Origin of the sequence: Saccharothrix sp. CCNWYY140, assembly GCF_037401995.1 — a bacterium.
Lineage (GTDB): Bacteria > Actinomycetota > Actinomycetes > Mycobacteriales > Pseudonocardiaceae > Actinosynnema.
Genome location: NZ_JBBEGC010000059.1, coordinates 1 through 21,418 on the forward strand (window position 1 = coordinate 1; position 21,418 = coordinate 21,418).

Annotated in this window: 22 protein-coding genes; all 22 read left to right on the forward strand. The window is 71.3% G+C overall.

Features of this window, described 5'->3' with window-relative positions; all coding sequences use genetic code 11:
- The first annotated feature begins 319 nt into the window (after window positions 1–319).
- The 22 genes from WBN91_RS23830 to WBN91_RS23935 all read left to right on the forward strand — a co-directional run bounded on the left by WBN91_RS23830 (window position 320) and on the right by WBN91_RS23935 (window position 21,256).
- Entirely contained in the window at window positions 320–1,699 is a 1,380-nt protein-coding gene (locus tag WBN91_RS23830; protein ID WP_337726291.1) for an ammonium transporter, read from the forward strand.
- A complete protein-coding gene (locus WBN91_RS23835) occupies window positions 1,696–2,034 on the forward strand; it encodes a P-II family nitrogen regulator (protein ID WP_337726292.1) in 339 nt (112 codons plus the stop codon). Before WBN91_RS23830 ends, WBN91_RS23835 begins: the two co-directional genes overlap by 4 nt.
- 18 nt (window positions 2,035–2,052) lie before the next feature.
- Window positions 2,053–4,407 carry a [protein-PII] uridylyltransferase gene (locus WBN91_RS23840; RefSeq protein WP_337726293.1) on the forward strand — a complete coding sequence of 785 codons (2,355 nt, stop codon included), beginning with the start codon at window positions 2,053–2,055 and terminating at the stop codon, window positions 4,405–4,407.
- A gap of 225 nt (window positions 4,408–4,632) precedes the next feature.
- Window positions 4,633–5,169 carry an AAA family ATPase gene (locus WBN91_RS23845; protein ID WP_337726294.1) on the forward strand — a complete coding sequence of 179 codons (537 nt, stop codon included), beginning with the start codon at window positions 4,633–4,635 and terminating at the stop codon, window positions 5,167–5,169.
- A gap of 58 nt (window positions 5,170–5,227) precedes the next feature.
- Complete coding sequence (gene ffh, locus WBN91_RS23850) at window positions 5,228–6,778, forward strand: signal recognition particle protein (protein ID WP_337726295.1); 1,551 nt, start codon at window positions 5,228–5,230, stop codon at window positions 6,776–6,778.
- A complete protein-coding gene (locus tag WBN91_RS23855) occupies window positions 6,775–7,851 on the forward strand; it encodes an amidohydrolase family protein (protein ID WP_337726296.1) in 1,077 nt (358 codons plus the stop codon). Before ffh ends, WBN91_RS23855 begins: the two co-directional genes overlap by 4 nt.
- Window positions 7,852–8,341: 490 nt before the next feature.
- On the forward strand, window positions 8,342–9,052 hold the full coding sequence (locus tag WBN91_RS23860; RefSeq protein ID WP_337726297.1) for a CPBP family intramembrane glutamic endopeptidase: 711 nt from the start codon (window positions 8,342–8,344) through the stop codon (window positions 9,050–9,052).
- 15 nt (window positions 9,053–9,067) lie between these two features.
- Window positions 9,068–9,844, forward strand: a complete 777-nt coding sequence (locus tag WBN91_RS23865) for a lysostaphin resistance A-like protein (RefSeq protein ID WP_443217786.1) — start codon at window positions 9,068–9,070, stop codon at window positions 9,842–9,844.
- Window positions 9,841–10,596 carry a LamB/YcsF family protein gene (locus WBN91_RS23870; RefSeq protein WP_337726298.1) on the forward strand — a complete coding sequence of 252 codons (756 nt, stop codon included), beginning with the start codon at window positions 9,841–9,843 and terminating at the stop codon, window positions 10,594–10,596. Before WBN91_RS23865 ends, WBN91_RS23870 begins: the two co-directional genes overlap by 4 nt.
- 151 nt (window positions 10,597–10,747) lie before the next feature.
- Window positions 10,748–11,176: a 30S ribosomal protein S16 gene (gene rpsP / locus WBN91_RS23875; protein WP_337726299.1), complete on the forward strand. Its 429-nt coding sequence runs from the start codon at window positions 10,748–10,750 to the stop codon at window positions 11,174–11,176.
- Entirely contained in the window at window positions 11,173–11,412 is a 240-nt protein-coding gene (locus tag WBN91_RS23880) for an RNA-binding protein (protein ID WP_015104447.1), read from the forward strand. The genes rpsP and WBN91_RS23880 overlap by 4 nt, the downstream gene beginning before the upstream one ends.
- An 8-nt stretch (window positions 11,413–11,420) precedes the next feature.
- On the forward strand, window positions 11,421–11,936 hold the full coding sequence (rimM, locus tag WBN91_RS23885; RefSeq protein ID WP_337726300.1) for a ribosome maturation factor RimM: 516 nt from the start codon (window positions 11,421–11,423) through the stop codon (window positions 11,934–11,936).
- Complete coding sequence (gene trmD / locus WBN91_RS23890; protein WP_337726301.1) at window positions 11,926–12,666, forward strand: tRNA (guanosine(37)-N1)-methyltransferase TrmD; 741 nt, start codon at window positions 11,926–11,928, stop codon at window positions 12,664–12,666. Before rimM ends, trmD begins: the two co-directional genes overlap by 11 nt.
- A 156-nt stretch (window positions 12,667–12,822) precedes the next feature.
- The gene (gene rplS / locus WBN91_RS23895; RefSeq protein ID WP_121226485.1) at window positions 12,823–13,182 is read left to right on the forward strand and encodes a 50S ribosomal protein L19; all 360 of its coding nucleotides are present in this window, start codon (window positions 12,823–12,825) and stop codon (window positions 13,180–13,182) included.
- A gap of 35 nt (window positions 13,183–13,217) precedes the next feature.
- Window positions 13,218–14,135, forward strand: a complete 918-nt coding sequence (lepB, locus tag WBN91_RS23900) for a signal peptidase I (protein WP_337726302.1) — start codon at window positions 13,218–13,220, stop codon at window positions 14,133–14,135.
- A 16-nt stretch (window positions 14,136–14,151) separates the two neighbouring features.
- On the forward strand, window positions 14,152–15,081 hold the full coding sequence (gene lepB / locus WBN91_RS23905; protein ID WP_337726303.1) for a signal peptidase I: 930 nt from the start codon (window positions 14,152–14,154) through the stop codon (window positions 15,079–15,081).
- A gap of 9 nt (window positions 15,082–15,090) precedes the next feature.
- Entirely contained in the window at window positions 15,091–15,891 is an 801-nt protein-coding gene (locus WBN91_RS23910; protein WP_337726304.1) for a ribonuclease HII, read from the forward strand.
- The gene (locus WBN91_RS23915; RefSeq protein ID WP_015104440.1) at window positions 15,888–16,211 is read left to right on the forward strand and encodes a DUF2469 domain-containing protein; all 324 of its coding nucleotides are present in this window, start codon (window positions 15,888–15,890) and stop codon (window positions 16,209–16,211) included. Before WBN91_RS23910 ends, WBN91_RS23915 begins: the two co-directional genes overlap by 4 nt.
- A 194-nt stretch (window positions 16,212–16,405) precedes the next feature.
- A complete protein-coding gene (locus tag WBN91_RS23920; RefSeq protein ID WP_337726305.1) occupies window positions 16,406–16,759 on the forward strand; it encodes a YraN family protein in 354 nt (117 codons plus the stop codon).
- A gap of 1 nt (window position 16,760) precedes the next feature.
- A complete protein-coding gene (locus WBN91_RS23925; protein ID WP_337726306.1) occupies window positions 16,761–18,275 on the forward strand; it encodes a YifB family Mg chelatase-like AAA ATPase in 1,515 nt (504 codons plus the stop codon).
- Window positions 18,276–19,096: 821 nt separating this feature from the next.
- Window positions 19,097–20,245 carry a DNA-processing protein DprA gene (dprA, locus tag WBN91_RS23930; RefSeq protein ID WP_337726335.1) on the forward strand — a complete coding sequence of 383 codons (1,149 nt, stop codon included), beginning with the start codon at window positions 19,097–19,099 and terminating at the stop codon, window positions 20,243–20,245.
- 33 nt (window positions 20,246–20,278) lie between these two features.
- Window positions 20,279–21,256 (forward strand): tyrosine recombinase XerC, encoded by a 978-nt coding sequence (locus WBN91_RS23935; RefSeq protein WP_337726307.1) that lies wholly within the window; start codon window positions 20,279–20,281, stop codon window positions 21,254–21,256.
- Window positions 21,257–21,418: the final 162 nt, after the last annotated feature.

Here is a 21,418-nt window from a genome sequence, read left to right on the forward strand (position 1 = left end):
CCTGACCCGCCCGCGCCTGCGCCCGCCTGACCCGCCCGCGCCTGCGCCCGCCTGACCCGCCCGCGCCTGCGCCCGCCCGCGTCCGCGCCGCCGGCGTCTGCCCGCACGGTCCGTCACGCGCCTCGGCACCGCCCCCCGACAAGCCACCCGAAGAGCGACCACCGCCCCACGCACCGTCACCGCGCACAGCGGCCGTCCCCGAGCTGGTTGCACCCGAAAACTCTTCCTTCAAGCGTGTGAAACGTGCCCGTAACACCAGCCCCCGGACAGTTCACCCGCGCGAAACCTGACACGTGACCGCGCGAAACAGGACGTATCGATGCTCCTCCGCAACCGACGTGCAGTGGAGGTCGACGTGGATACAGGGGACACCGCCTGGTTGCTCACCAGCTCCGCATTGGTGCTGCTGATGACCCCGGGACTTGCCTTCTTCTACGGGGGCATGGTCCGGTCCAAGAGTGTGCTCAACATGATGATGATGAGCCTGGGCGCAATCGGCGTGGTCGGTGTGCTCTGGGTGCTGGTCGGCTATTCCACCGCGTTCGGCACCGATGTCGGCGCCGGCCTGCTGGGCAAGCCGTTCGAGTTCTTCGGCCTGGACGGGCTGCTGGGCAAGGAGTCGCTGTTCGGGACCATCCCGACCACCGTCTTCGTCGCCTTCCAGGCCATGTTCGCGATCATCACCGTCGCCCTGATCTCGGGCGCGATCGCGGACCGCGCCCGGTTCGGGCCGTGGCTGCTGTTCGCCGGCCTCTGGTCGATCGTCGTCTACTTCCCGGTCGCGCACTGGGTGTTCGACTTCGACGGCAAGGACGCCGACGGCAACGTGATCGACCCCGGCGGCTGGATCGCCAACAAGCTCCTCGCGATCGACTTCGCGGGCGGCACGGCCGTCCACATCAACGCCGGTGCGGCCGGTCTCGCGCTGGCGATCGTGCTGGGCAAGCGCGTCGGGTGGCCCAAGGACCGCATGAAGCCGCACAGCCTGCCGCTGGTCGTGCTGGGCGCGGGTCTGCTGTGGTTCGGCTGGTTCGGGTTCAACGCCGGGTCCGCGGTCGCCGCGAACACCACCGCGGGCGTCACCTTCGTCAACACCCTGGTCGCCACGTCCGCCGCGATGCTGGCCTGGCTCGTGGTCGAGCGGGTCCGCGACGGCAACGCCACCACGCTGGGCGCCGCCTCGGGCATCGTCGCCGGCCTGGTCGCGATCACCCCGGCCTGTTCCAGCGTCACCCCGCTGGGCGCGATCGCCATCGGCGCGATCACCGGCGCGCTGTGCGCCCTGGCGGTCAGCCTGAAGTACCGCTTCGGCTTCGACGACTCGCTCGACGTGGTCGGCGTGCACCTGGTGGGTGGCCTGTCCGGCACCATCCTGATCGGCTTCTTCGCCAGCTCCGCGGCTCCGGCGGGCATCGACGGCCTCTTCTACGGTGGCGGTGTGGACCAGCTGTGGCGGCAGGCGGTGGGCGCGCTGGCCGTGCTCGCGTACTCCTTCGTCCTGAGCCTGGTCCTGGGCTACCTGGTGAAGCTGACCGTCGGGTTCCGCGCCGACCAGGAGTCCGAGGTCGGCGGCATCGACGAGGCCGAGCACGCGGAGACCGCGTACGAGTTCGGCAGCGGCCTCGGTTCGCGTGGCAGCACCAAGCCGAGTGTCGCCGCCGGCGCCACCGCGGTCCTTGAGGGGAGCAACAAGTCATGAAGTTGGTCACCGCCATCATCAAGCCGTTCACCCTGGACGACGTGAAGGCGTCGCTGGAGCAGCTGGGCGTGCTGGGCATGACCGTCAGCGAGGTCCAGGGCTACGGCCGGCAGAAGGGCCACACCGAGGTCTACCGGGGCGCCGAGTACGCCGTGGACTTCGTGCCCAAGCTGCGCGTCGAGGTGCTCATCGACGACGCCGCCGTGGACAAGGTGCTGGACGCGCTCGTCGAGGCCGCCCGCACCGGCAAGATCGGTGACGGGAAGGTCTGGGTGACGCCGGTCGACACGGTCATCCGGGTTCGGACCGGGGAGCGCGGCTCGGACGCTCTGTAGGAACGGGGGACGGCCGTAATGGACAACGCCGAGGCGGCCGTCGTCACGGCTGACGACCTGGTGCGAGCGAGGGACCGCCTGCTCGCGCCAGGTCGGCGCCGTCTGACGGGGGAGTCGTTGCGCGAGGCGCTGGTGGACCTGCACGAGTTCTGGCTCACCGCGCACGCCTCGCAAGCGGGTGTTGGTGGACCGGGCGGTGGGCTGGCCCTGGTCGCCGTGGGGGGACTGGGCAGGCGCGAGCTGGTGCCCTACTCCGACCTGGACCTGCTCCTGGTGCACAACGGGCACAAGGGAGTGGACGAGGTCGCGGAGAAGCTCTGGTACCCGTTGTGGAACTCGGGGATCGGGCTGGACCACTCGGTGCGCACGGTCGGCGAGGCGCTCCGCGTCGCCGCCGGAGACCTGCGCACCGCGCTGGGGTTGCTGGACCTCCGGCACATCGCCGGAGATGCCGAGATCAGCGCCCGGCTCGCGGACAGCGCGCGCCAGGCGTGGCGGTCGGGCGTGCGGACCCGGCTGGACGAGATGGCCGAGTCGGCGCAGCGCCGGTGGGCGCGCAGCGGCGAGATCGCGCACCGCGTCGAGCCGGACCTCAAGCACGGCCGGGGCGGGCTGCGGGACGTGACGCTGCTGGACGCGTTGTCCGCCGCGCAGCTGACCGACCGGCCGTCGGCCGAGGTCAACGAGGCCCGCAAGCTGTTGTTGGACGTCCGCACCGAGCTGCGCCGCGTGGCCCGCAAGCCGCGGGACGTGCTGCGCGCCCAGGACGGCGACGAGGTCGCCGCCGCGCTGGGCCTGGCGGACCGGTTCCAGCTGGCCCGCTCGATGTCGTCGGCGGCCCGCACGATCGTGTACGCGGTGGACGTGGCCATGCGCACGGCCCGTGCGGCCGTGCCGAAACGGGGTCTGGGCGTGTTCGCCCGCTCCCCGCTGCGCCGCCAGCCCGCGCGCCGCCCGTTGGACGAGGGCGTGGTGCTGCACGGCACGGAGGTCGCGCTGGCCCGGGACGCCATCCCGAGCCGGGACCCGGCGCTGCTGCTGCGCGTGGCCACGGCCGCCGCCCGCAGCAAGCACCCGATCGCGGCGGGCACTCTGGCCAAGCTCGCCGACTCCGCGCCCGAGCTGCGCCAGCCGTGGCCGCGCGAGGCCCGCGAGGAGCTGCTGGCCCTGCTGGGCAGCGGCATCGGCCTGATCGACGTGGTCGAGGCCCTGGACCGCACCGGCTTGTGGGGACGCCTGTTCCCCGAGTGGGGCGCGGTCCGCGACCTGCCGCCGCGCGACGCCGCGCACATGTGGACGGTCGACCGGCACCTGGTGCAGGCGACCGCGCACGCGGCACGCCTGGTGACCCGGGTGTCGCGCCCGGACCTGCTGCTGCTGGGCGCGCTGCTGCACGACATCGGCAAGGGCCGCCAGCAGGACCACTCCGAGGTGGGCGCGGCCCTGACGACCCAGGTCGCCGAACGGCTGGGCCTGTGGCCGCAGGACGTCGCCACCCTCACCGCCCTGGTCCGCCACCACCTGCTGCTGCCGCACACCGCGACCCGCCGGGACGTCGAGGACGAGGCCACCGTGCGCCGCGTCGTGGACACCCTCGGCGGCGACCCGGTGCTGCTGGAGCTGCTGTACGCGCTGGCCGAGTCCGACGCGCTGGCGACCGGTCCGGGCGTGTGGTCGGAGTGGAAGGCGTCGCTGGTCGGCGACCTGGTGGCGCGCTGCCGGGCGGCGATGGCGGGCGACCCGCTGCCCAAGCCCGAGCCGCTGGACCAGCGGCAGCAGGACCTGGCGGCGGCGGTGCTGGAGTCGGGCAAGCCGGACGTGCTCATCGACCCCGGCGACCACACCGCGACCGTCACCGTGGTCGCCAAGGACCGTCCAGGACTGCTGTCCCGGGCGGCGGGCGTGCTGGCCCTGAACTCCTTGGAGGTCCACTCGGCGGTCCTGGGCTCGCACGAGGGCGCCGCCGTGGACGTGTTCACGGTGTCCCCGAGGTTCGGGTCCCTGCCGGACGTGACCCTGCTGCGCGAGCAGCTGACCCGCGCGGTGGACGGCTCGCTGGCCCTGGCGGACAAGCTGGCCGCCAAGGAACGCGACTACGGCGGTCCGCCGCAGGACCCGCCGCCGCCGAAGGTGCTGTGGTTCGACGACGAGTCCACCGGCTCGGTCGTGCTCGAACTGCGTGCGGCGGACCGGATCGGGCTGCTGCACCACGTGGCCGACGCGCTGGAGCAGTCCGGTGTGGACGTCGTGTGGGCGCGGGTGTCCACATTGGGCTCCACGGTCGTGGACTCCTTCGCCATCACCGCTTCCGGCGCGCTGGACGCGGCCCAGCGCAAGAAGATCGAACGCGCCGTCCTGGTAGCCGCCCGCTGAGGGAATGCGTAGGTCTACGCACAACCGATCGGGGGTGCTCACGCTGCCCCCGCCCCCTTCGTACCGGCAGGCTTTGTGCCGTGACGCGGGGGGCCGCCCGGTAGGAGGGCGGTGAGGAGCGTCACCGGCGAAAGACCGGGGGCGGTCCGTTCGAGGGGTACAGACCGCCCCCGGTTTCCACCGGGAACTCGGGGGCGTCCGGAACGTCTCTTTAGTATGGAAGCGATGACCGTCGTCGCCGTGGCACCACGATCCCTGGTCGTGCTGGCGGGACTGCCCGGCGCGGGCAAGACCACCATGCTCGCCGACGTCGACACCGGGGGTGCGGCGGCCGTCGTGCTGGACTCCGACCAGGTGCGCGGCTACCTGCGGACGGTGCTGCCGGCGTCCCTGCCCTACCGGTTCTACCGACCGCTGGTGCACCTGGTGCACCGGCTGCGCATCCTCTGGTTCGCCCTGTTCACGTCCGGCCTGCTGCTGGTCCACGAGCCGTCCACCCGACCGACGACCCGAGCCGGCCTGGTGGCGGTCGGCGTCCTGAGCCACCGCCCCCGCCACTTCCTCTGGCTCGACGCGAGCGCCGAACAGGCGTTGTCCGGGCAGGTGCGGCGGGGTCGCCTGATCCGCTCCAAGTCCTTCACCCGGCACGTCAAGCGGGCCGAGCGGCTGCGCAGGAGGTTCGCCGAGGGGCAGGCCCCGCTGGGGTGGCAGGCCCTGACCGTGCTGTCCCGCGGCGACCGCCTCCGACTGGCCGTGGCCTGAGACCGGCTACCCTGGCGGGTGGTCATTGGTCCGACGACGTGCGAGGTCTGACGGCATCGTGTTCAACACCCTTTCCGACCGGCTCACGTCGGTCCTCCAGAACCTGCGCGGCAAGGGCCGGCTCTCCGAGGCCGACATCGACGCCACGGCGCGGGAGATCCGGGTGGCGCTGCTGGAGGCCGACGTCGCGCTGCCGGTCGTCCGGACCTTCATCGCCAAGATCAAGGAGCGCGCCAAGGGCTCCGAGGTCTCCCAGGCGCTCAACCCGGCCCAGCAGGTCGTCAAGATCGTCAACGAGGAACTGATCGCGATCCTCGGCGGCGAGACCCGGCGGCTCAACCTGGCCAAGAACCCGCCCTCGGTGATCATGCTCGCCGGTCTCCAGGGCGCCGGTAAGACGACCCTGGCGGGCAAGCTCGCCAAGTGGCTGCGCGGCCAGGGGCACACGCCGATGCTGGTCGCCTGCGACCTCCAGCGGCCCAACGCGGTCACCCAGCTCCAGGTCGTGGGCGAGCGGGCCGGCGTGCCGGTGTTCGCCCCCGAGCCGGGCAACGGCGTGGGCGACCCGGTGGACGTGGCCCGGCGCGGCATCGAGGAGGCCAAGCGGGCCCAGCACGACATCGTGCTGGTCGACACCGCGGGCCGCCTCGGCGTGGACGAGGAGATGATGCGCCAGGCGATCGACATCCGCGCCGCCGTGCAGCCCGACGAGGTGCTGTTCGTGGTCGACGCGATGATCGGTCAGGACGCGGTCAACACAGCGACCGCGTTCCGCGACGGCGTCGGCTTCACCGGCGTGGTGCTGACCAAGCTCGACGGCGACGCCCGCGGTGGCGCCGCGCTGAGCGTCCGCGAGGTGACCGGCCAGCCGATCCTGTTCGCGTCCAACGGCGAGAAGCTGGAGGACTTCGACGTCTTCCACCCGGACCGGATGGCGTCGCGGATCCTGGGCATGGGCGACATGCTCACCCTCATCGAGCAGGCCGAGCAGGCCTTCGACGCGGAGCAGGCCGAGGCCGCCGCGGTGAAGATGGGGTCCGGCCAGCTCACGCTGGAGGACTTCCTGGAGCAGATGCTCACCCTGCGCAAGATGGGCCCGATCGCGAACCTGCTGGGCATGCTGCCCGGCGCGGGCCAGATGAAGGACCAGCTCGCGAACCTCGACGAGAAGCACCTGGACCGCGTGCAGGCGATCATCCGCGGCATGACCCCGGCCGAGCGCGAAGACCCGAAGATCATCAACGCGTCCCGCCGGCTGCGCATCGCCAACGGCTCGGGCGTCCGGGTCAGCGACGTGAACGACCTGGTCAACCGGTTCTTCGAGGCCCGCAAGATGATGTCCCAGATGGCCGGCCGGTTCGGCCTGCCGGGCGCGCGGGGCCCGAAGGGCAAGGGCAAGAAGGGGAAGAAGGGCAAGAAGGGCCGCGGCCCGACGCCGCCGAAGATCCGCGGCGGCTTCCCCGGCATGCCCGGCATGCTCCCCGGCGGCATGCCGCCCGGCATGGGTGGCCCCGGCGGCATGGGCCAGCTCCCGCCCGGCCTGGACGGCGGCGGCCTCAACGACCTGCCCCCCGGCTTCGACCCGACGAAGTTCAAGTTCCCGAAGTGAGTGGCCTGCACCTGCGCGGTGTCGTCCTGCCCGAGGGCGGCGAACCGCGCGACCTGTGGGTGGTCAACGGACGCGTGCGCACCCGCCCGGTCCCCGGCGCGCGGACCGTCGTGGACGGCGGCTACCTCGTGCCGGGCCTGGTCGACGCGCACTGCCACGTCGGCCTGGGCCCGGAGGGCGCCGTGGACCTGCCTGCGGCGGTCGACCAGGCCCTGCTCGACCGCTCGGCCGGCACCCTGCTGATCCGCGACTGCGGCTCCCCGCTGGACACCCGGCCGTTGCAGGAGCGCCTGGACCTGCCGCGCATCATCCGGGCGGGACGGCACATCGCAAAGCCGAAGCGGTACATCAAGTACATCGGCGTCGAGCTGGAAGACGAGCGAGACCTCCCCGCGGCCGTGGCAGAGCAGGCGGCCCAGGGCGACGGCTGGGTGAAGCTGATCGGCGACTGGATCGACCGCTCGACCGGCGACCTGGCCCCGCTGTGGTCCGACGACGTGCTGGCGGAGGCGATCAAGGTCGCCCACGAGGCCAAGGCCCGGGTCACCGCGCACGTCTTCGGCGGCGAGGCCCTGCCGGGTCTGCTGGCGGCCGGCATCGACTGCATCGAACACGGCACGGGCCTTGACGACGACACCATCGCCCTCATGGCCGCCTCCGGCACGGCCCTGGTGCCGACTTTGATCAACATCGAGAACTTCCCCGGCATCGCCGACTCGGGCGCGGCGAAGTTCCCGAAGTACGCGGCCCACATGCGTCACCTGTACGCCCGCAACAAGGCCACCATCGCTTCGGCGATCGAGGCCGGCGTGCCGGTGTACGCGGGGACGGACGCGGGCGGCGGCATCCGCCACGGCCGCATCGTGGACGAGATCGCCGCTCTGCACGCGGTCGGCATGAGCCGCACGGACGCCTTGGCGTCGGCTTCCTGGGCTGCCAGGGAGTGGCTGGGCTTCCCATCGCTGACCGAGGGCGCGGCAGCGGACGTCGTGGTCTACGAGACCGACCCGCGAACCGACCTGGAAGCGCTGCGACACCCGAAACTAGTCATGCTGCGGGGCCGCATCCACTAACGCTCGAAGACCCGCCCCAACACCTCAACACCCGCCACGCACCGAAATGTCGTACCCCCGCGGGACAATGGAGACGGGGGCCGGAGGCCACGCCCACCGCACGTCCACCCCACCTCCAACACCACCGCACCACCACCTGCGCACACCCAGCCAGCCGCCCGCCACTGCCGCCCGCCGCTGCTGAGGCCTGCCCGCTGCCGCCCGACCCTGCCGCGCCGCTGCTTGCCCAGCGACCGCCCCTCCCCCCCCAAGCCGCCGCCCACCCCCAGCCGCCGCCCGCGCCTGCCGTGCCGCCACCCGCCGTGCCGCCGCCCGACCCCGCCGTGCCGCCACCTGCCGCGCCAGAGCCCGCGCCCGCCGCCCGTCCAGCCACCGCCGCCCAACCCGAAGCCGCAGTTAGGCGGGTGCCGGCCGGGATCCGACGCCGCCGTCAGGGTGATCTTGAACCCTGCACAGCGTCCGTTCAGCCGGTGCCGCTACGTTCGGACGAGTGGAGGAACGGCAGGACACCGGGCGGGCGCACTGGGGTTTCCTGGCGCTGTTCGTCGGCCTCGGCGGCTACCACCTGTCCTCCCTGGTCTTCACCGCCGTCACCGCCGACCGGTTCGCCGAGGTCGACGTCACCGACCCGCCCGTGCTGGGACCGCTGCTCCTCCTGGTCTTCCTCCCCAACGTCCTCCTCGGCCTCGGCCCCGTCGTCGTCTCCCACTTCCGCGGTCACGGTCCGGAGCGGGACTTCGGGCTTGTCCCCCGGGCGCGTGACATCAAGGTGGGCTTGGCCTGTGGTGGGTTGTCACTGCTCGCCGCCTGGGTACTCGGAGTCGTGCTGCTCCGCCTCAACCGCGACACCGGGTCCTCGCTGGAGCAGATCGAGGCGTTGTCCGGTGGCCAGTCCGTCTGGCTGGCGTGCGCGGCCCTGTTCGTCTTCCTGGGTGCGCCCCTGACGGAGGAACTCCTCACCAGGGGCGCCCTGTGGAGCGCGCTGGAGCACTACAAAGTCCCCAGGTACGCGATCCTGGGACTCACGGCGTTGATCTTCGCGTTCCTCCACGAGGAGTCGTGGCGCACCATCAGCCTGTTCGCCCAGGGCCTCGCCATCGGGGCCGCCCGGATGATCACCGGGCGGGTCTCGGCGAGCGTCGTGGCGCACGCGGCCAACAACCTGCTCCCCGCCGTCTACCTGTACGTAGGCGCCTCCTAGCTAGGGTTATCGACTGTGAATCCTCCGGATGAACCCCCGACAGGGCTGATCGAGGGCGTGCGCGCCGTCCACCGCGAGCCGGTGCCCGAACGCACCGGGCAGCGCTGGGGTTTCGGCGCGTTCCTGCTGGTCGAAGCGGTGTTCGTGCTCTCGGCGGTGTTCATCACCGCGACCGCCCGCGTGTCCGGCACGGACATCGGCTCGTCGGTGGCGTTCATCCTGGTCGGGTCGATGGTGCCGACCGTCCTGGCCGCCGCCGTCGCCGTGGTGATCACCCGGCTGCGCGGCAACGGTCCGCTGGTGGACCTGCGGCTGGGCTGGAACTGGGCGGACGTGAAGGTCGGCCTCAAGCTGGGCGCGCTGGGCCTGGTGCTGACCTACCTGGCGGCGCTGGTCTGGTCGCGCGTCGTGGGCGACCAGAACGCCACCTCCGCGATCGGCGAGCTGGTGGACGGCGCCGGGCTGCCGCTGGCCGCCGCCATCGCGATGTTCCTCTACGTCTGCTTCGTCGGGCCGATCTGCGAGGAGCTGATCTACCGCGGCCTGCTGTGGGGCGCGATCGAGCGGCAGGGCTGGAGCCAGTGGGCCGCGTTCGTGCTGACCACCCTGATCTTCGCGGCGAGCCACCTGGAGCCGCTGCGCACGTCCCTGCTGATCGTGATCGCCCTGCCCATCGGCATCGCCCGGCTGATCACCCGCAGGCTCACCGCGAGCGTCGTGGCGCACGTGGTCAACAACTTCCTGCCCGGTCTGACGCTGCTGCTGGTCTCCGTCGGGGTGATGCCGACGTGATCGACCTCAACTCCGACCTCGGCGAGGGCTTCGGCATCTGGCGGCTCGGCGACGACGCCGCCCTGCTCGACGTCGTGACCAGCGCGAACGTGGCCTGCGGGTTCCACGCCGGCGACCCGTCCACGATGCGCCGGGTGTGCGTGGAGGCCGCCGCGCGCGGGGTCGCCGTGGGCGCGCAGGTGTCGTACCGGGACCTGGCCGGGTTCGGGCGGCGGTTCATCGACGCGGACCCGGGCGAGCTGGCCGACGAGGTGCTGTACCAGATCGGTGCTTTGGAGGCGTGTGCTCGCGCGGCCGGTACGCGGGTGTCGTACGTCAAGCCGCACGGCGCCCTCTACAACGCGACCGTGCACCACGATGCGCAAGCCGCCGCCGTGGTGGCCGGCGTGAAGGCGTTCGGGGACCTTCCGGTGCTCGGACTGCCCGGTTCGCGTCTTCTTCATCACGCCGAGCAGGCGGGCCTGCGGCCGGTGCGCGAAGCCTTCGCCGACCGCGCTTACACCGCCGAGGGCACCCTGGTGTCGCGCAAGGACCCCGGAGCCGTGCTGACCAGCACCGAAGCCGTCCTCCAGCAGGTCCTGCGGCTCGCTGAGAAGGGTGAAATCATCGCCACAACGGGTGAAGTTGTGGCCGTCGAAGTGGACTCCCTGTGCCTGCACGGGGACACCCCGGGAGCCGTCGAGCACGCCCGCGCGGTGCGGAAAGCGTTGACCGGATCGGGTGTCGAAGTGGCCCGATTCGTGGTCGAGTAGACCTGTCTGGCAGAATGGTTGGCTGTTCGCCGTGGTCGGTCCCTCTCACCGTGCCCTGGCGCCAAGACCTCTGGGTTTTCCCACCCGTGCCCCACTCGGGTGAGGAGCGCCCGCACGTGAGCAAGAGAGAGCCTGAGGAGTACCCACACCCGTGGCCGTCAAGATCAAGCTTCAGCGGCTTGGCAAGATCCGTCAGCCGTACTACCGGATCGTCGTCGCCGACGCGCGCACCCGCCGCAACGGCAAGGCCATCGAGACGATCGGCAAGTACCACCCGAAGGAGGAGCCCTCGTTCATCGAGGTCAAGTCCGAGCGGGCGCAGTACTGGCTGGGCGTCGGCGCGCAGCCGACCGAGTCCGTCCAGCGCATCCTCGAGATCACCGGCGACTGGCAGAAGTTCAAGGGCCTGCCGGGCGCCGAGGGCACGCTGAAGGTCAAGGAGGCCAAGACCTCCAAGGCCGACCTGTTCGCCGCCGCGCTCGCCGCGGCCGGTGACGCGCCGACGACCGAGGCCACCACGCCGAAGAAGAAGGCGGCCAAGAAGTCCGATGAGGCCGAGGCTCCCAAGGACGAGGCGTGAGCTTGTTGGCTGACGCCCTCGAACACCTCGTTCGGGGCATCGTCGACCACCCGGACGACGTCCGGGTGAACCTGGTCACGACCCGGCGCGGTCGCACGCTCGAGGTCCACGTCCACCCGGACGACCTCGGCAAGGTGATCGGCCGCTCCGGCCGCACCGCGACCGCCCTGCGCACCGTGATGGCCGGTATCGGTGGTCGTGGCGTGCGCGTCGACGTGGTCGACACCGACCGCTGAGCGCGCGCATGGACGTCGTCGTCGGCCGCGTGGCCAAGGCGCACGGCATCCACGGTGAACTCGCCGTGGACGTGCGCACCGACTCGCCCGACCAGCGGTTCGCCGTCGGGTCGGCGCTGGTCGGCAAGCTGCGCGACGGCACGCGCCGCACCCTCACCGTCGCAGCCGCCCGGAACCACTCCGGGCGGCTGCTGGTGCGTTTCGAGGAGGTCCTGACCAGGGACGTCGCCGAGACGTTGCGCGGCACGCTGCTGTTCGTCAGCACCGAGGACCTGCCGCCGACCGGCGACCCGGACGAGTTCTACGACCACGAGCTGGAAGGCCTGCGCGCCGAACTGCTCGACGGCACGGTCGTGGGCACCGTCCTGGAAGTCGTGCACGGCCCCGGCGGCGAACTGCTGGTGCTCAAGCGGGACAGCGGTGAGGCGCTGGTCCCGTTCGTCAAGCAGATCGTGCCCACGGTGGACGTGCCCGGCGGGCGCGTCGTGCTCGACCCGCCCGAAGGCCTGCTCGATGCGGATTGACGTCGTCACGATCTTCCCGGAGTACCTCGACCCGCTGCGCGCCGCACTGCTCGGCAAGGCCATCGACAAGGGCCTGATCAGCGTCGACGTGCACGACCTGCGCAAGTGGACGCACGACGTCCACAAGGCGGTCGACGACAGCCCTTACGGCGGCGGTCCGGGCATGGTCATGAAGCCCCAGGTGTGGGGTGACGCGCTGGACGAGGTGTGCGCGGGGGAGCCGACCCCGCGCTTGATCGTCCCCACGCCCGCGGGGCGTCCTTTCACCCAAGCGCTGGCGCATGAATACGCCGCCGAAGAGCGTTTGGTGTTCGCGTGCGGCCGTTATGAGGGCATCGACCAGCGTGTGGTGGACGACGCGTCCCGCCGCATGCGGGTGGACGAGGTGTCCATCGGCGACTACGTGCTGGTCGGCGGCGAAGTCGCCGTGCTGGTGATCGTGGAGGCCGTGGTGCGGCTGCTGCCCGGCGTGCTGGGCAACCCCGCGTCCGCCGCGCAGGACTCCTTCTCCGACGGCCTGCTGGAAGGCCCCTCCTACACCCGGCCCGAGGTGTGGCGGGACCTGGCCGTGCCCGACGTGCTGCGCTCGGGCAACCACAAGGCGATCGACCGCTGGCGGCGCGACCAGGCGCTGCGCCGCACGCGGGAACGCCGCCCCGACCTGCTGGCCGCCCTCCCGGAGGGCGCGCTGGACAAGCACGACCGCAAGCTGCTGGACGAGCTGGGCTGAGCCCCGATTTCGTGGGGGACAGCCCCGTCTGGCACACTGGACAGGTTGCTGCACCCGGGTAGACCGGTGTGCGCTTTGAGCCCGCCCCCATGCACGTGTGCGAGTTGAGATGGCACGCGCCTCTGGGGAAGTGAATGAAAACGTAGAGGACGGACCATGAACACCCTGGACGCTCTTGACGCCCAGTCGCTGCGCTCCGACATCCCGAGCTTCCGGCCGGGCGACACGCTGAAGGTCCACGTCCGCGTCATCGAGGGCAACCGCGAGCGCGTCCAGGTGTTCCAGGGCGTCGTCATCCGCCGCCAGGGCGGTGGCATCCGCGAGACCTTCACCGTGCGCAAGGTCTCCTTCGGCGTGGGCGTCGAGCGCACCTTCCCGGTGCACTCCCCGAACATCGCGGAGATCGAGGTCGCCTCCCGCGGCGACGTGCGTCGCGCGAAGCTGTACTACCTCCGCGACCTGCGCGGCAAGGCCGCCAAGATCAAGGAGAAGCGGGACGCGAAGCCGGCCTCCTGACGCCGGATCGACGCGTTACCGATAACCTGCCCCACGTGGCAGAACCCGTGCACCGCGCCGCAGGCGAAGACGGTCAGGACGAACCCGACGCCGAGTCCCCCGAGGGCTCGGCGTCGGGCGGTGAGCCCCAGAAGGGCAAGCCCCAGAAGAAGAAGCCCCCGCTGTGGCGGGAGCTGCTCGTCCTGGCGGCGACAGCCCTGGTGCTCACCTTCCTGATCCAGACGTTCCTGGCCCGGGTGTACGTCATCCCGTCGGCGTCGATGGAGAAGACGCTGCACGGCTGCACCTCCCCGTGCTTCGGCGACCGGGTCCTGGTCGACAAGCTCGTCTACGACTTCGGCGAGATCGAACCGGGCGAGGTCGTGGTGTTCCGCGGCCCCGAGTCCTGGGGCCAGAACGACTTCCAGTCGCCCCGCTCCGAGAACCCCGTCGTGCGCGGCTTCCAGGGCCTGATGTCCCTGGTCGGTCTCGCGCCGCCGGACGAGCGCGACTTCGTCAAGCGCGTGATCGCCGTCGGCGGCCAGACCGTGGAGTGCTGCGACGAGCAGCACCGCATCAAGGTCGACGGCAAGCCGCTGGACGAGCCGTACATCTACTGGCAGCCCGGCACCGGTCCCGAGGACCACGAGCCGTTCGAGCCGGTCAAGGTGCCCGAGGGCACCCTGTGGGTGATGGGCGACAACCGCACCAACTCCACCGACTCGCGGCGCCAGGGCGGCGGCAAGGTCAACGGCGTCGTGCCCGAGGAGAACGTGATCGGCAAGGCGCGCGTGATCGTGCTGCCGCCGGGGCGCTGGCAGGGCATCAGCGACCACAACCCGCAGGCCGTGGCGCTGGGCGCGCCCGCGTGGCAGCAGGGCGTCCCGCTGGGCATGGGCCTGCTGGGCGCCTTCCCGCTGGTGTTCTTCGGCAAGCGGCTGCGACGTCGGTTGACCAGGTCCACACAGGGCTGATGGGTAGGCTGGGAGGGTGGTAGACGTCGCACCTTCCCACGGTTCCTCCGACGAGGACTCCTCCCGTGCCTCCGACGAGGAGAAGATCGAGGCGTGGCGTCAGCGCTCACGCAAGAAGGCCAAGAAGAAGGGGTCCTTCTGGCGTGAGCTGCCGATCCTGGTCGTGGTGGCGGTCGGGCTCGCGTTCCTGATCCAGACGTTCCTGGCGCGGGTCTACATGATCCCGTCGGAGTCGATGGAGCAGACCCTGCACGGGTGCACCTCACCGTGCTTCGGGGACCGGGTGCTGGTGGACAAGGTCACCTACAACTTCACCGAACCGTCGCCGGGTGACGTCGTGGTCTTCCACGGGCCGGACGCGTGGATCAACCAGGAGTTCGCGCCGCTGGAGCCGAACAACCCGGTGGTCGGGTTCTTCCAGGGGCTGGGTTCGCTGGTCGGGGTGCCGACGGCGAACAAGGAGGACTTCGTCAAGCGGGTCATCGCGGTCGGCGGGCAGACGGTGTCGTGCTGCGACAACCAGAACCGGGTCATGGTCGACGGCAAGCCGCTGGACGAGCCCTACCTGTACTGGGAGCCGGGGCGCGGGACGTCCCAGGACTCGTTCGCCGAGGTCACGATCCCGGACGGGTACCTGTTCGTGCTCGGCGACAACCGCAACGACTCGTGCGACTCGCGGTGCCAGGCGCGGGACCAGGGACCGCAGGCCGGGCTGGTGCCGGTGGACAACGTGGTGGGCAAGGCGCGGGTGATCGTGCTGCCCCCGTCGCGCTGGCAGGGCGTGGGCGACCACAACCCGCAGGCCGTGGCGCTGGGCGCGCCCGCGTGGCAGTCCGCGGTGCCGCTCGGCGTGGGCTTGGTGGGCGCGTGGCCGTTGCTGCTGCTCAGCCGTCGGGTGCGCGCTCGGGTCCGGCTCTTCCGGGAGCGCCGTTCCGGGCTGGGATAGGGTCGGGTGGTGATCCGCAAGCCGCCTCGCGCGCAGGTACGGCAGACCGCGGGCATCTGGGCGTTCCAGGCCGCGTTGGACCGGCGCGGCCTCGGCCCGGTGGCCGGGGTGGACGAGGCCGGGCGCGGTGCGTGCGCCGGGCCGCTGGTCATCGCGTCGTGCGTGCTCAAGCCGGGTGACGCGGCCCGGTTCGAGGGCCTGACCGACTCGAAGCTACTCACCGCCGCCGCGCGCGACCGCATGTACGACCTGGTGCTCAAGCGCGCCGTGGACTACGCGGTGATCGTGGTGCCCGCGGCCGAGGTGGACCTCATCGGCGTGCACGTGGCCAACATCGAGGGCATGCGGCGGGCGGTGGCGCAGCTGTCCGCGCACCCCGGGTACGTGCTGACCGACGGCTTCCCCGTCCCGGGCCTGACCGCGCCGAACATGCCGGTCGTCAAGGGCGACCGGGTGGCGGCGTGCGTGGCGGCGGCGTCCGTGCTGGCCAAGGTCACCAGGGACCGCATCATGACCTCGCTGCACGCCGAGCACCCGGTGTACGGGTTCGACGTGCACAAGGGCTACAGCACCCCCGAGCACCAGGCCGCGCTGCTGGAACACGGGCCGAGCGCGGAGCACCGCTGGTCGTATGCGAACGTGGCCTCGGCGGGGGCTCGACACGGCTTGACCGCGCCGCACCGGGTGGCGCGCGACGTGCTTTCGCCCGCCGTGGTCCAGAATGGAACATCGCCGCAGACCAGCGGTGGCAGGCTCGCGACGAGGAGGGGCGCGGACTCGATGAGCACGACCCGCGCGGAGGCGCAATGAGTGCAGAGGATCTCGAGAAGTACGAGACCGAGATGGAGTTGTCGCTGTACAAGGAGTACCGCGACATCGTCAGCCAGTTCTCGTTCGTCGTGGAGACCGAGCGGCGGTTCTACCTGGCCAACTCGGTGGACGTGCAGGTCCGCAACGCGGACGGCGAGGTCTACTTCGAGGTGCGGATGTCCGACGCCTGGGTGTGGGACATGTACCGGCCTGCCCGGTTCGTGAAGAACGTCCGGGTGATCACGTTCAAGGACGTCAACGTCGAAGAGCTCGACAAGCCCGACCTGCGCCTGCCCGAGGACGGTCCGTTCAACTCCTGACCGCCGCTCAGCTTCGGAAGGGGTCCACCCACCACGGGTGGGCCCCTTCCGTGTTTCTCACTCTTTCGTGTTACTTGGTCGCCTGAAGTTGTCCACAGGCCCGAAGTTGTCCACAGTTCCGAATTCACTGCCGGCATTGATCCTCCCGCTCCGCCACAGTCGAGGCACGATAACTCGACCTCCCGGAGGCGGAAATGGACACCCAGGAACTCGGCCGACGCGGTGAAGACCTCGCGTGCCGGTACCTAGAAGAGCACCAGCGCCTGGTCATCCTCGCGCGCAATTGGCGCTGCAAAGCGGGCGAACTGGACGTGGTGGCGACCGACCGCGAACAACTGGTCGTCTGCGAAGTCAAATGCCGCTCCGGAACCACCCACGACCACCCCTTGGAAGCCGTCACCCCGGAGAAATTGGGCCGGATCGGCGACCTGGCGAGGCGGTGGCTGCGCGCGCACGGCCTGGGCTGGATGCGCATCCGGTTCGACCTGATCGGCATCCACTGGCCGCCCACGGGTCCGGTCCGGCTGCACCACGTGCGAGGAGCCTGAGATGGCACTCGCACGGGCGTGGTGCGTCGCCCTGTTCGGGGTGGACGGCGTACCGGTGGAGATCGAAGCGGACGTGGGCGCGGGCGCCGTGCTCACCAAGCTCGTCGGCCTACCCGACGCGGCCCTCCAGGAGTCCAAGGACCGCGTGCGCGCGGCCGTGAGGAACACCGGACACGAGTGGCCCACCCAACGCGTCACGCTGGGCCTGTCACCGGCGTCCCTGCCGAAGGTCGGCTCCAGCTACGACCTGGCCTTGGCGTGCGTGGTCCTCGCGGCCTCGCAGGCCGTGCCGGCGGAGCGCCTGGAGGGCACCGTCCTCCTGGGCGAACTCGCCTTGGACGGCCGAGTCCGCTCGGTCCGCGGCGTCTTGCCCGCCCTCCTGGCCGCCCGCAGAGCCGGCCTACCCCGAGCAGTGGTCCCCACGGCGTCCCTACGCGAAGCAGCACTGGTGGACGGTGTCGAGCTGTACGGCGCCGACTCGCTCGGGAACGTCGTGGATTGGCTAGCCGGCAACAACAGCGCACTACATCGCCCGCCGCCCTTCACACCCCCACCTCCGACTCCTGGCCCCGACCTCGCAGACGTGGTCGGCCAGCCGGAGGCAAGGTGGGCACTCGAAGTCGCTGCCGCCGGCGGGCACCACGTCCTGCTCACGGGTCCTCCCGGCACCGGCAAGACGATGCTGGCAGAACGCCTGGTAAGCCTCTTGCCACCGCTTACTCCGGACGAGGCGCTGAGTGTCACCGCCGTGCACTCCATCGCCGGTTTGTTGGAACCCGAGACACCACTGGTCTCGACGCCGCCGTTCGTGTCACTCCACTCCACCGCCTCCACCGCGGCGTTGGTGGGCGGTGGCAGCGGATTGGCGAAACCGGGCGCGGTGAGTCGGGCGCACAAAGGTGTCTTGTTCATCGACGAGGCCTGTGAATTCGGTTCCACGAAACTCGACGCATTGCGCACTGTTCTGGAGGAAGGTGAAGTACGGATCGCCAGGCTCCACGGCATCGCGCGCTATCCGGCCCGCTTCCAATTGGTGCTGGCCACCAATCCGTGTCCCTGCGCTCCTGCGAAGGACATCGACTGCACCTGCGTCCCGGGCATCAAGCGCCGCTACCAGGCCAAACTGTCGGGCCCACTCCTGGATCGCGTGGATCTCCGAGTCCTGATGCGCCCGCTCACCGTGATGATGGACGCCGGTCTTCCCGACCCGGAATCCACCGCGACGGTGCGACAACGCGTGGCGAACGCCCGCGCCCGTGCCCACGCCCGCTGGTCCCGCCACGGCTGGCACACGAACGCCGAGGTCCCGGGCCCGATCCTGCGCCGCGAGTACCGCCTCCCCAGGCAGACGACATCCCTCCTGGACCGAGCGCTGTCCAGGGGCGCACTGACCGGCCGAGGCGCGGACCGCTGCCTGCGCGTCGCCTGGACCTTGGCCGACCTGGCCGAAACCGACCTCCCCACCGAGGACCACGTCGGCGCGGCCCTCGAATTCCGCGAACGGAGAACCCCATGACCCACCCCCACCCCCACCCGTGGCGCATCCGCCAGGTGACCCCCCAACCCCACGCACACCCACCCCCTCCCGAGACCGCCCGAGAGGGTCCCTACGCCGGCCGCCCCACCCTCCGCCGCCCCACCCTCCGCCGCCTCCAGGACAAGTCCGCCGGCCGAACTTGGACCCTCGGCTGGCCAGGCACCCGAATCCGCCTACCGATCCAACCCCAATCCCAACAACGCCAATCCCCACCACGAGAGGACAGGTCGTCATGACCACCAACTGCCCCGGAACCAACCACCCCCACCACACCGCCACCCCCGCCTACGCCGGGACGACCAACGGACGCGGTGGTCCCCATGCCTGCCGCGACTACCGATGTCGAGCCGCAGGCAGGTGCAGGTACCCGTGCCCGACGAACGCCGGTCACGCCCTCACCTGCCCTTGTCTCGACTCCGGCGGTGGCGGTGGCGGTGGCGGTCCGTCGCCGCAGGCCCCGGATGGCGAGTGCGCGGCGCTGGCTTCTGGCGGCAGTGGCGAGTGCGCGGCGCGGGCGACCGGTGGCAACGGCGGGTGCCCGGCTGGGGTCTTCGGCTGCGATGGCGGGTGCTGGTCTTGGCCCATTGCTGCTCATGGCGGCGCTCACGGCAGTGGTCATGGCAGCGGCTATGGCAGTGGTCACGGCGGTGGTCACAGCGGTGGTCACAGCGGTGGTCTTGGCGGCGGCTACGGCGGTGGTCATGGCGGTGGTCGTGGCGCTGGCCGTCACGGCGGGCGTGGGCGGTGGCCGGGGGCTGGTGTTGGCGGAGTCGGGCCGGGTTGGGGTGGGGTGGTGGGTGGTGAGCCGCGATGAGGTTCGGCTTGCGCGTGCCTACCTGTCCCGGGTGGCCGAGCCGCCGGCGACCGCGCTTGCCGAGTTCGTCGCCGAGTTCGGTGCCGTGGAGGCGGCTCGGCGGGTGCGGAAGGGCGAGGTCCCCCAATCCGTCGCCAACCAGACCTCGGCCCGGCGTGACGACTACCGGGCCGAAGAAGACCTCGCGGCGGTCGAAGGACTTGGCGGTCGGCTGGTCATCCCCGAAGACGACGAGTGGCCGGAGTGGCCGTTCAACGCACTCGCCATCGCCGCTGCCCACGGCCTGCGGTGTGGGCTGGCGCCGTTGGCTGTCTGGGTGCGTGGCTCTGGTGACCTCGCCGCGTTGGCCGAGCGGTCGGTTGCGGTGGTCGGTAGTCGGGCGGCCACGGGGTACGGGCAGCACGTTGCCGCCGAGTTCGGGTTCGGGCTGGCCGAAGCCGGGGTGACGGTGGTGTCCGGTGCCGCGTACGGCATCGATGGTGCCGCTCACCGGGGAGCGCTGGCCGCGGGCGGTCCGACGATCGCCGTGCTCGCGTGCGGGGTGGACATCGCCTATCCGGCGGGGCACCAGGGGCTGTTGGAGCGCATCCCGCAGCACGGTCTGGTGGTGAGCGAGTACCCGCCCGGCTGTCGACCCGCTCGGTACCGGTTCATCACCCGGAACCGGCTCATCGCGGCGCTCGGCGAGGGCACGGTCGTGGTGGAAGCCGGGCGGCGCAGCGGGGCGAAGAACACCGCCGCCTCTACCGCGGCGCTGGGGCGGGTGCTGATGGCGGTGCCGGGGCCGGTCACGTCCTCGACGTCGTCCGGGTGCCACGACCTGCTGCGTTCGGGCGAGGCGCAGCCGGTGAGCAGTGTGGCGGAGATCATCGAGTCGACCGGGCGGCTCGGGGTGGACCTCGTCGAGGCCACGCGGAACACCGAAGCCGGACTTCCACAGGGCGAGGCGCTGCGGGTGTACGAGGCGCTGGGTCTGCGGACGGGTGCGAGCGCGGAAGCCATCTCGGTCGAGTCGGGGGTCGAGCTGTCGCGGGTGCGGGCGCTGCTGCCCGAACTCGAGCTGATCGACCTCGCGCAGCGGGTCGATGCGGGCTGGAAGCGCTCCCAGGAAGGAGGTGCGCGTGGCGATACTTGACCAAGTGCGCCCGAGGGCGCAGCGTCAGGGGTTATGTCCCCGCCGCCGCACGCTCGGACACCCCGCGTCGACCTGGTCGGCCTGCGCCGTGAGCTGCCCGAGGACGTGGCGGCCGTGGTCGATCGCTACGAACACCACCTGGCGATGGAGCGCGCGCTGTCCCCGCACACGGTCCGCGCCTACCTGGCGGACGTGGTCGCCCTGCTGGTCCACCTCGCTTCCGGCACGCCCGCCGACGCCGCGGTGGAGGCGGTCGACCTGGCCGGACTCCGCTCGTGGTTAGCCGCGCAGCACGCCGCCGGTGCCAGTCGCACCTCGCTGGCCCGGCGCGCGGCCTCCGCCCGCGCGTTCACGGCGTGGGCGACCCGCACCGGCCTGCTCGCGGACGACCCGGGGCCGCGGCTGGCCGCGCCCAGGCCGCACCGGACGCTGCCCGCCGTGCTCCGTCAGGAGCAGGCGAAGGCGGCGATGACAGCAGCGGAAGTAGGTGCGGAACAGGGCGATCCGGTTGCGCTGCGTGACCAAGCCGTGGTGGAGTTGCTGTACGCCACAGGTGTTCGGGTCGCCGAGTTGTGCGGCCTCGACCTCGACGACATCGACTACTCCCAAAGGGTGATCCGGGTTCTGGGCAAGGGCAGGCGCGAACGCACCGTCCCGTTCGGCGTACCGGCTGAACGGGCAGTACGGCGCTGGGTGGAACAGGGCCGATCGGCGCTGGTCAGCGACCGTTCACACCGGGCGCTTTTCGTCGGCGCGCGCGGCGGCAGGCTCGATCCGCGTACCGCCAGGAGGGTTGTTCACGATGTAGTGGGTGCGGTACCGGAGTCCGCCGACATCGGCCCGCACGGTCTGCGGCACTCCGCGGCCACGCACCTGTTGGAAGGGGGAGCGGACCTGCGTACCGTTCAAGAGCTTCTCGGTCACGCTACGCTCGCAACGACTCAGCTCTACACACACGTCACCGTCGACCGGTTGAAGGCGATCCATGACCGAACCCACCCCCGCTCCTGACGTCGCAGGGGGAGGTTCGCGGACCGCAACCGTGACCTCTCCCACCGCCGCGCACGTCGGGACTTCGTCGGAGGCGCCCTCCCCAGCCGCGCCCGCGCCGACCGGGACGAACGGTCACCACGGAGCCCCCGACGACTCCCGCCGCAACGGCCACACCCACAC

Excerpts from the sequence above, each read along its gene's own strand:
- WBN91_RS23830 (WP_337726291.1), top strand. The coding sequence starts at position 320 with ATGCTCCTCCGCAACCGACGTGCAGTGGAGGTCGACGTGGATACAGGG.
- WBN91_RS23915 (WP_015104440.1), top strand. The coding sequence starts at position 15,888 with ATGAGTGCAGAGGATCTCGAGAAGTACGAGACCGAGATGGAGTTGTCG.
- WBN91_RS23835 (WP_337726292.1), top strand. The coding sequence starts at position 1,696 with ATGAAGTTGGTCACCGCCATCATCAAGCCGTTCACCCTGGACGACGTG.
- trmD (WP_337726301.1), top strand. The coding sequence starts at position 11,926 with ATGCGGATTGACGTCGTCACGATCTTCCCGGAGTACCTCGACCCGCTG.
- rplS (WP_121226485.1), top strand. The coding sequence starts at position 12,823 with ATGAACACCCTGGACGCTCTTGACGCCCAGTCGCTGCGCTCCGACATC.
- WBN91_RS23845 (WP_337726294.1), top strand. The coding sequence starts at position 4,633 with ATGACCGTCGTCGCCGTGGCACCACGATCCCTGGTCGTGCTGGCGGGA.
- WBN91_RS23920 (WP_337726305.1), top strand. The coding sequence starts at position 16,406 with ATGGACACCCAGGAACTCGGCCGACGCGGTGAAGACCTCGCGTGCCGG.
- WBN91_RS23840 (WP_337726293.1), top strand. The coding sequence starts at position 2,053 with ATGGACAACGCCGAGGCGGCCGTCGTCACGGCTGACGACCTGGTGCGA.
- rimM (WP_337726300.1), top strand. The coding sequence starts at position 11,421 with ATGGACGTCGTCGTCGGCCGCGTGGCCAAGGCGCACGGCATCCACGGT.
- WBN91_RS23935 (WP_337726307.1), top strand. The coding sequence starts at position 20,279 with ATGTCCCCGCCGCCGCACGCTCGGACACCCCGCGTCGACCTGGTCGGC.
- WBN91_RS23925 (WP_337726306.1), top strand. The coding sequence starts at position 16,761 with ATGGCACTCGCACGGGCGTGGTGCGTCGCCCTGTTCGGGGTGGACGGC.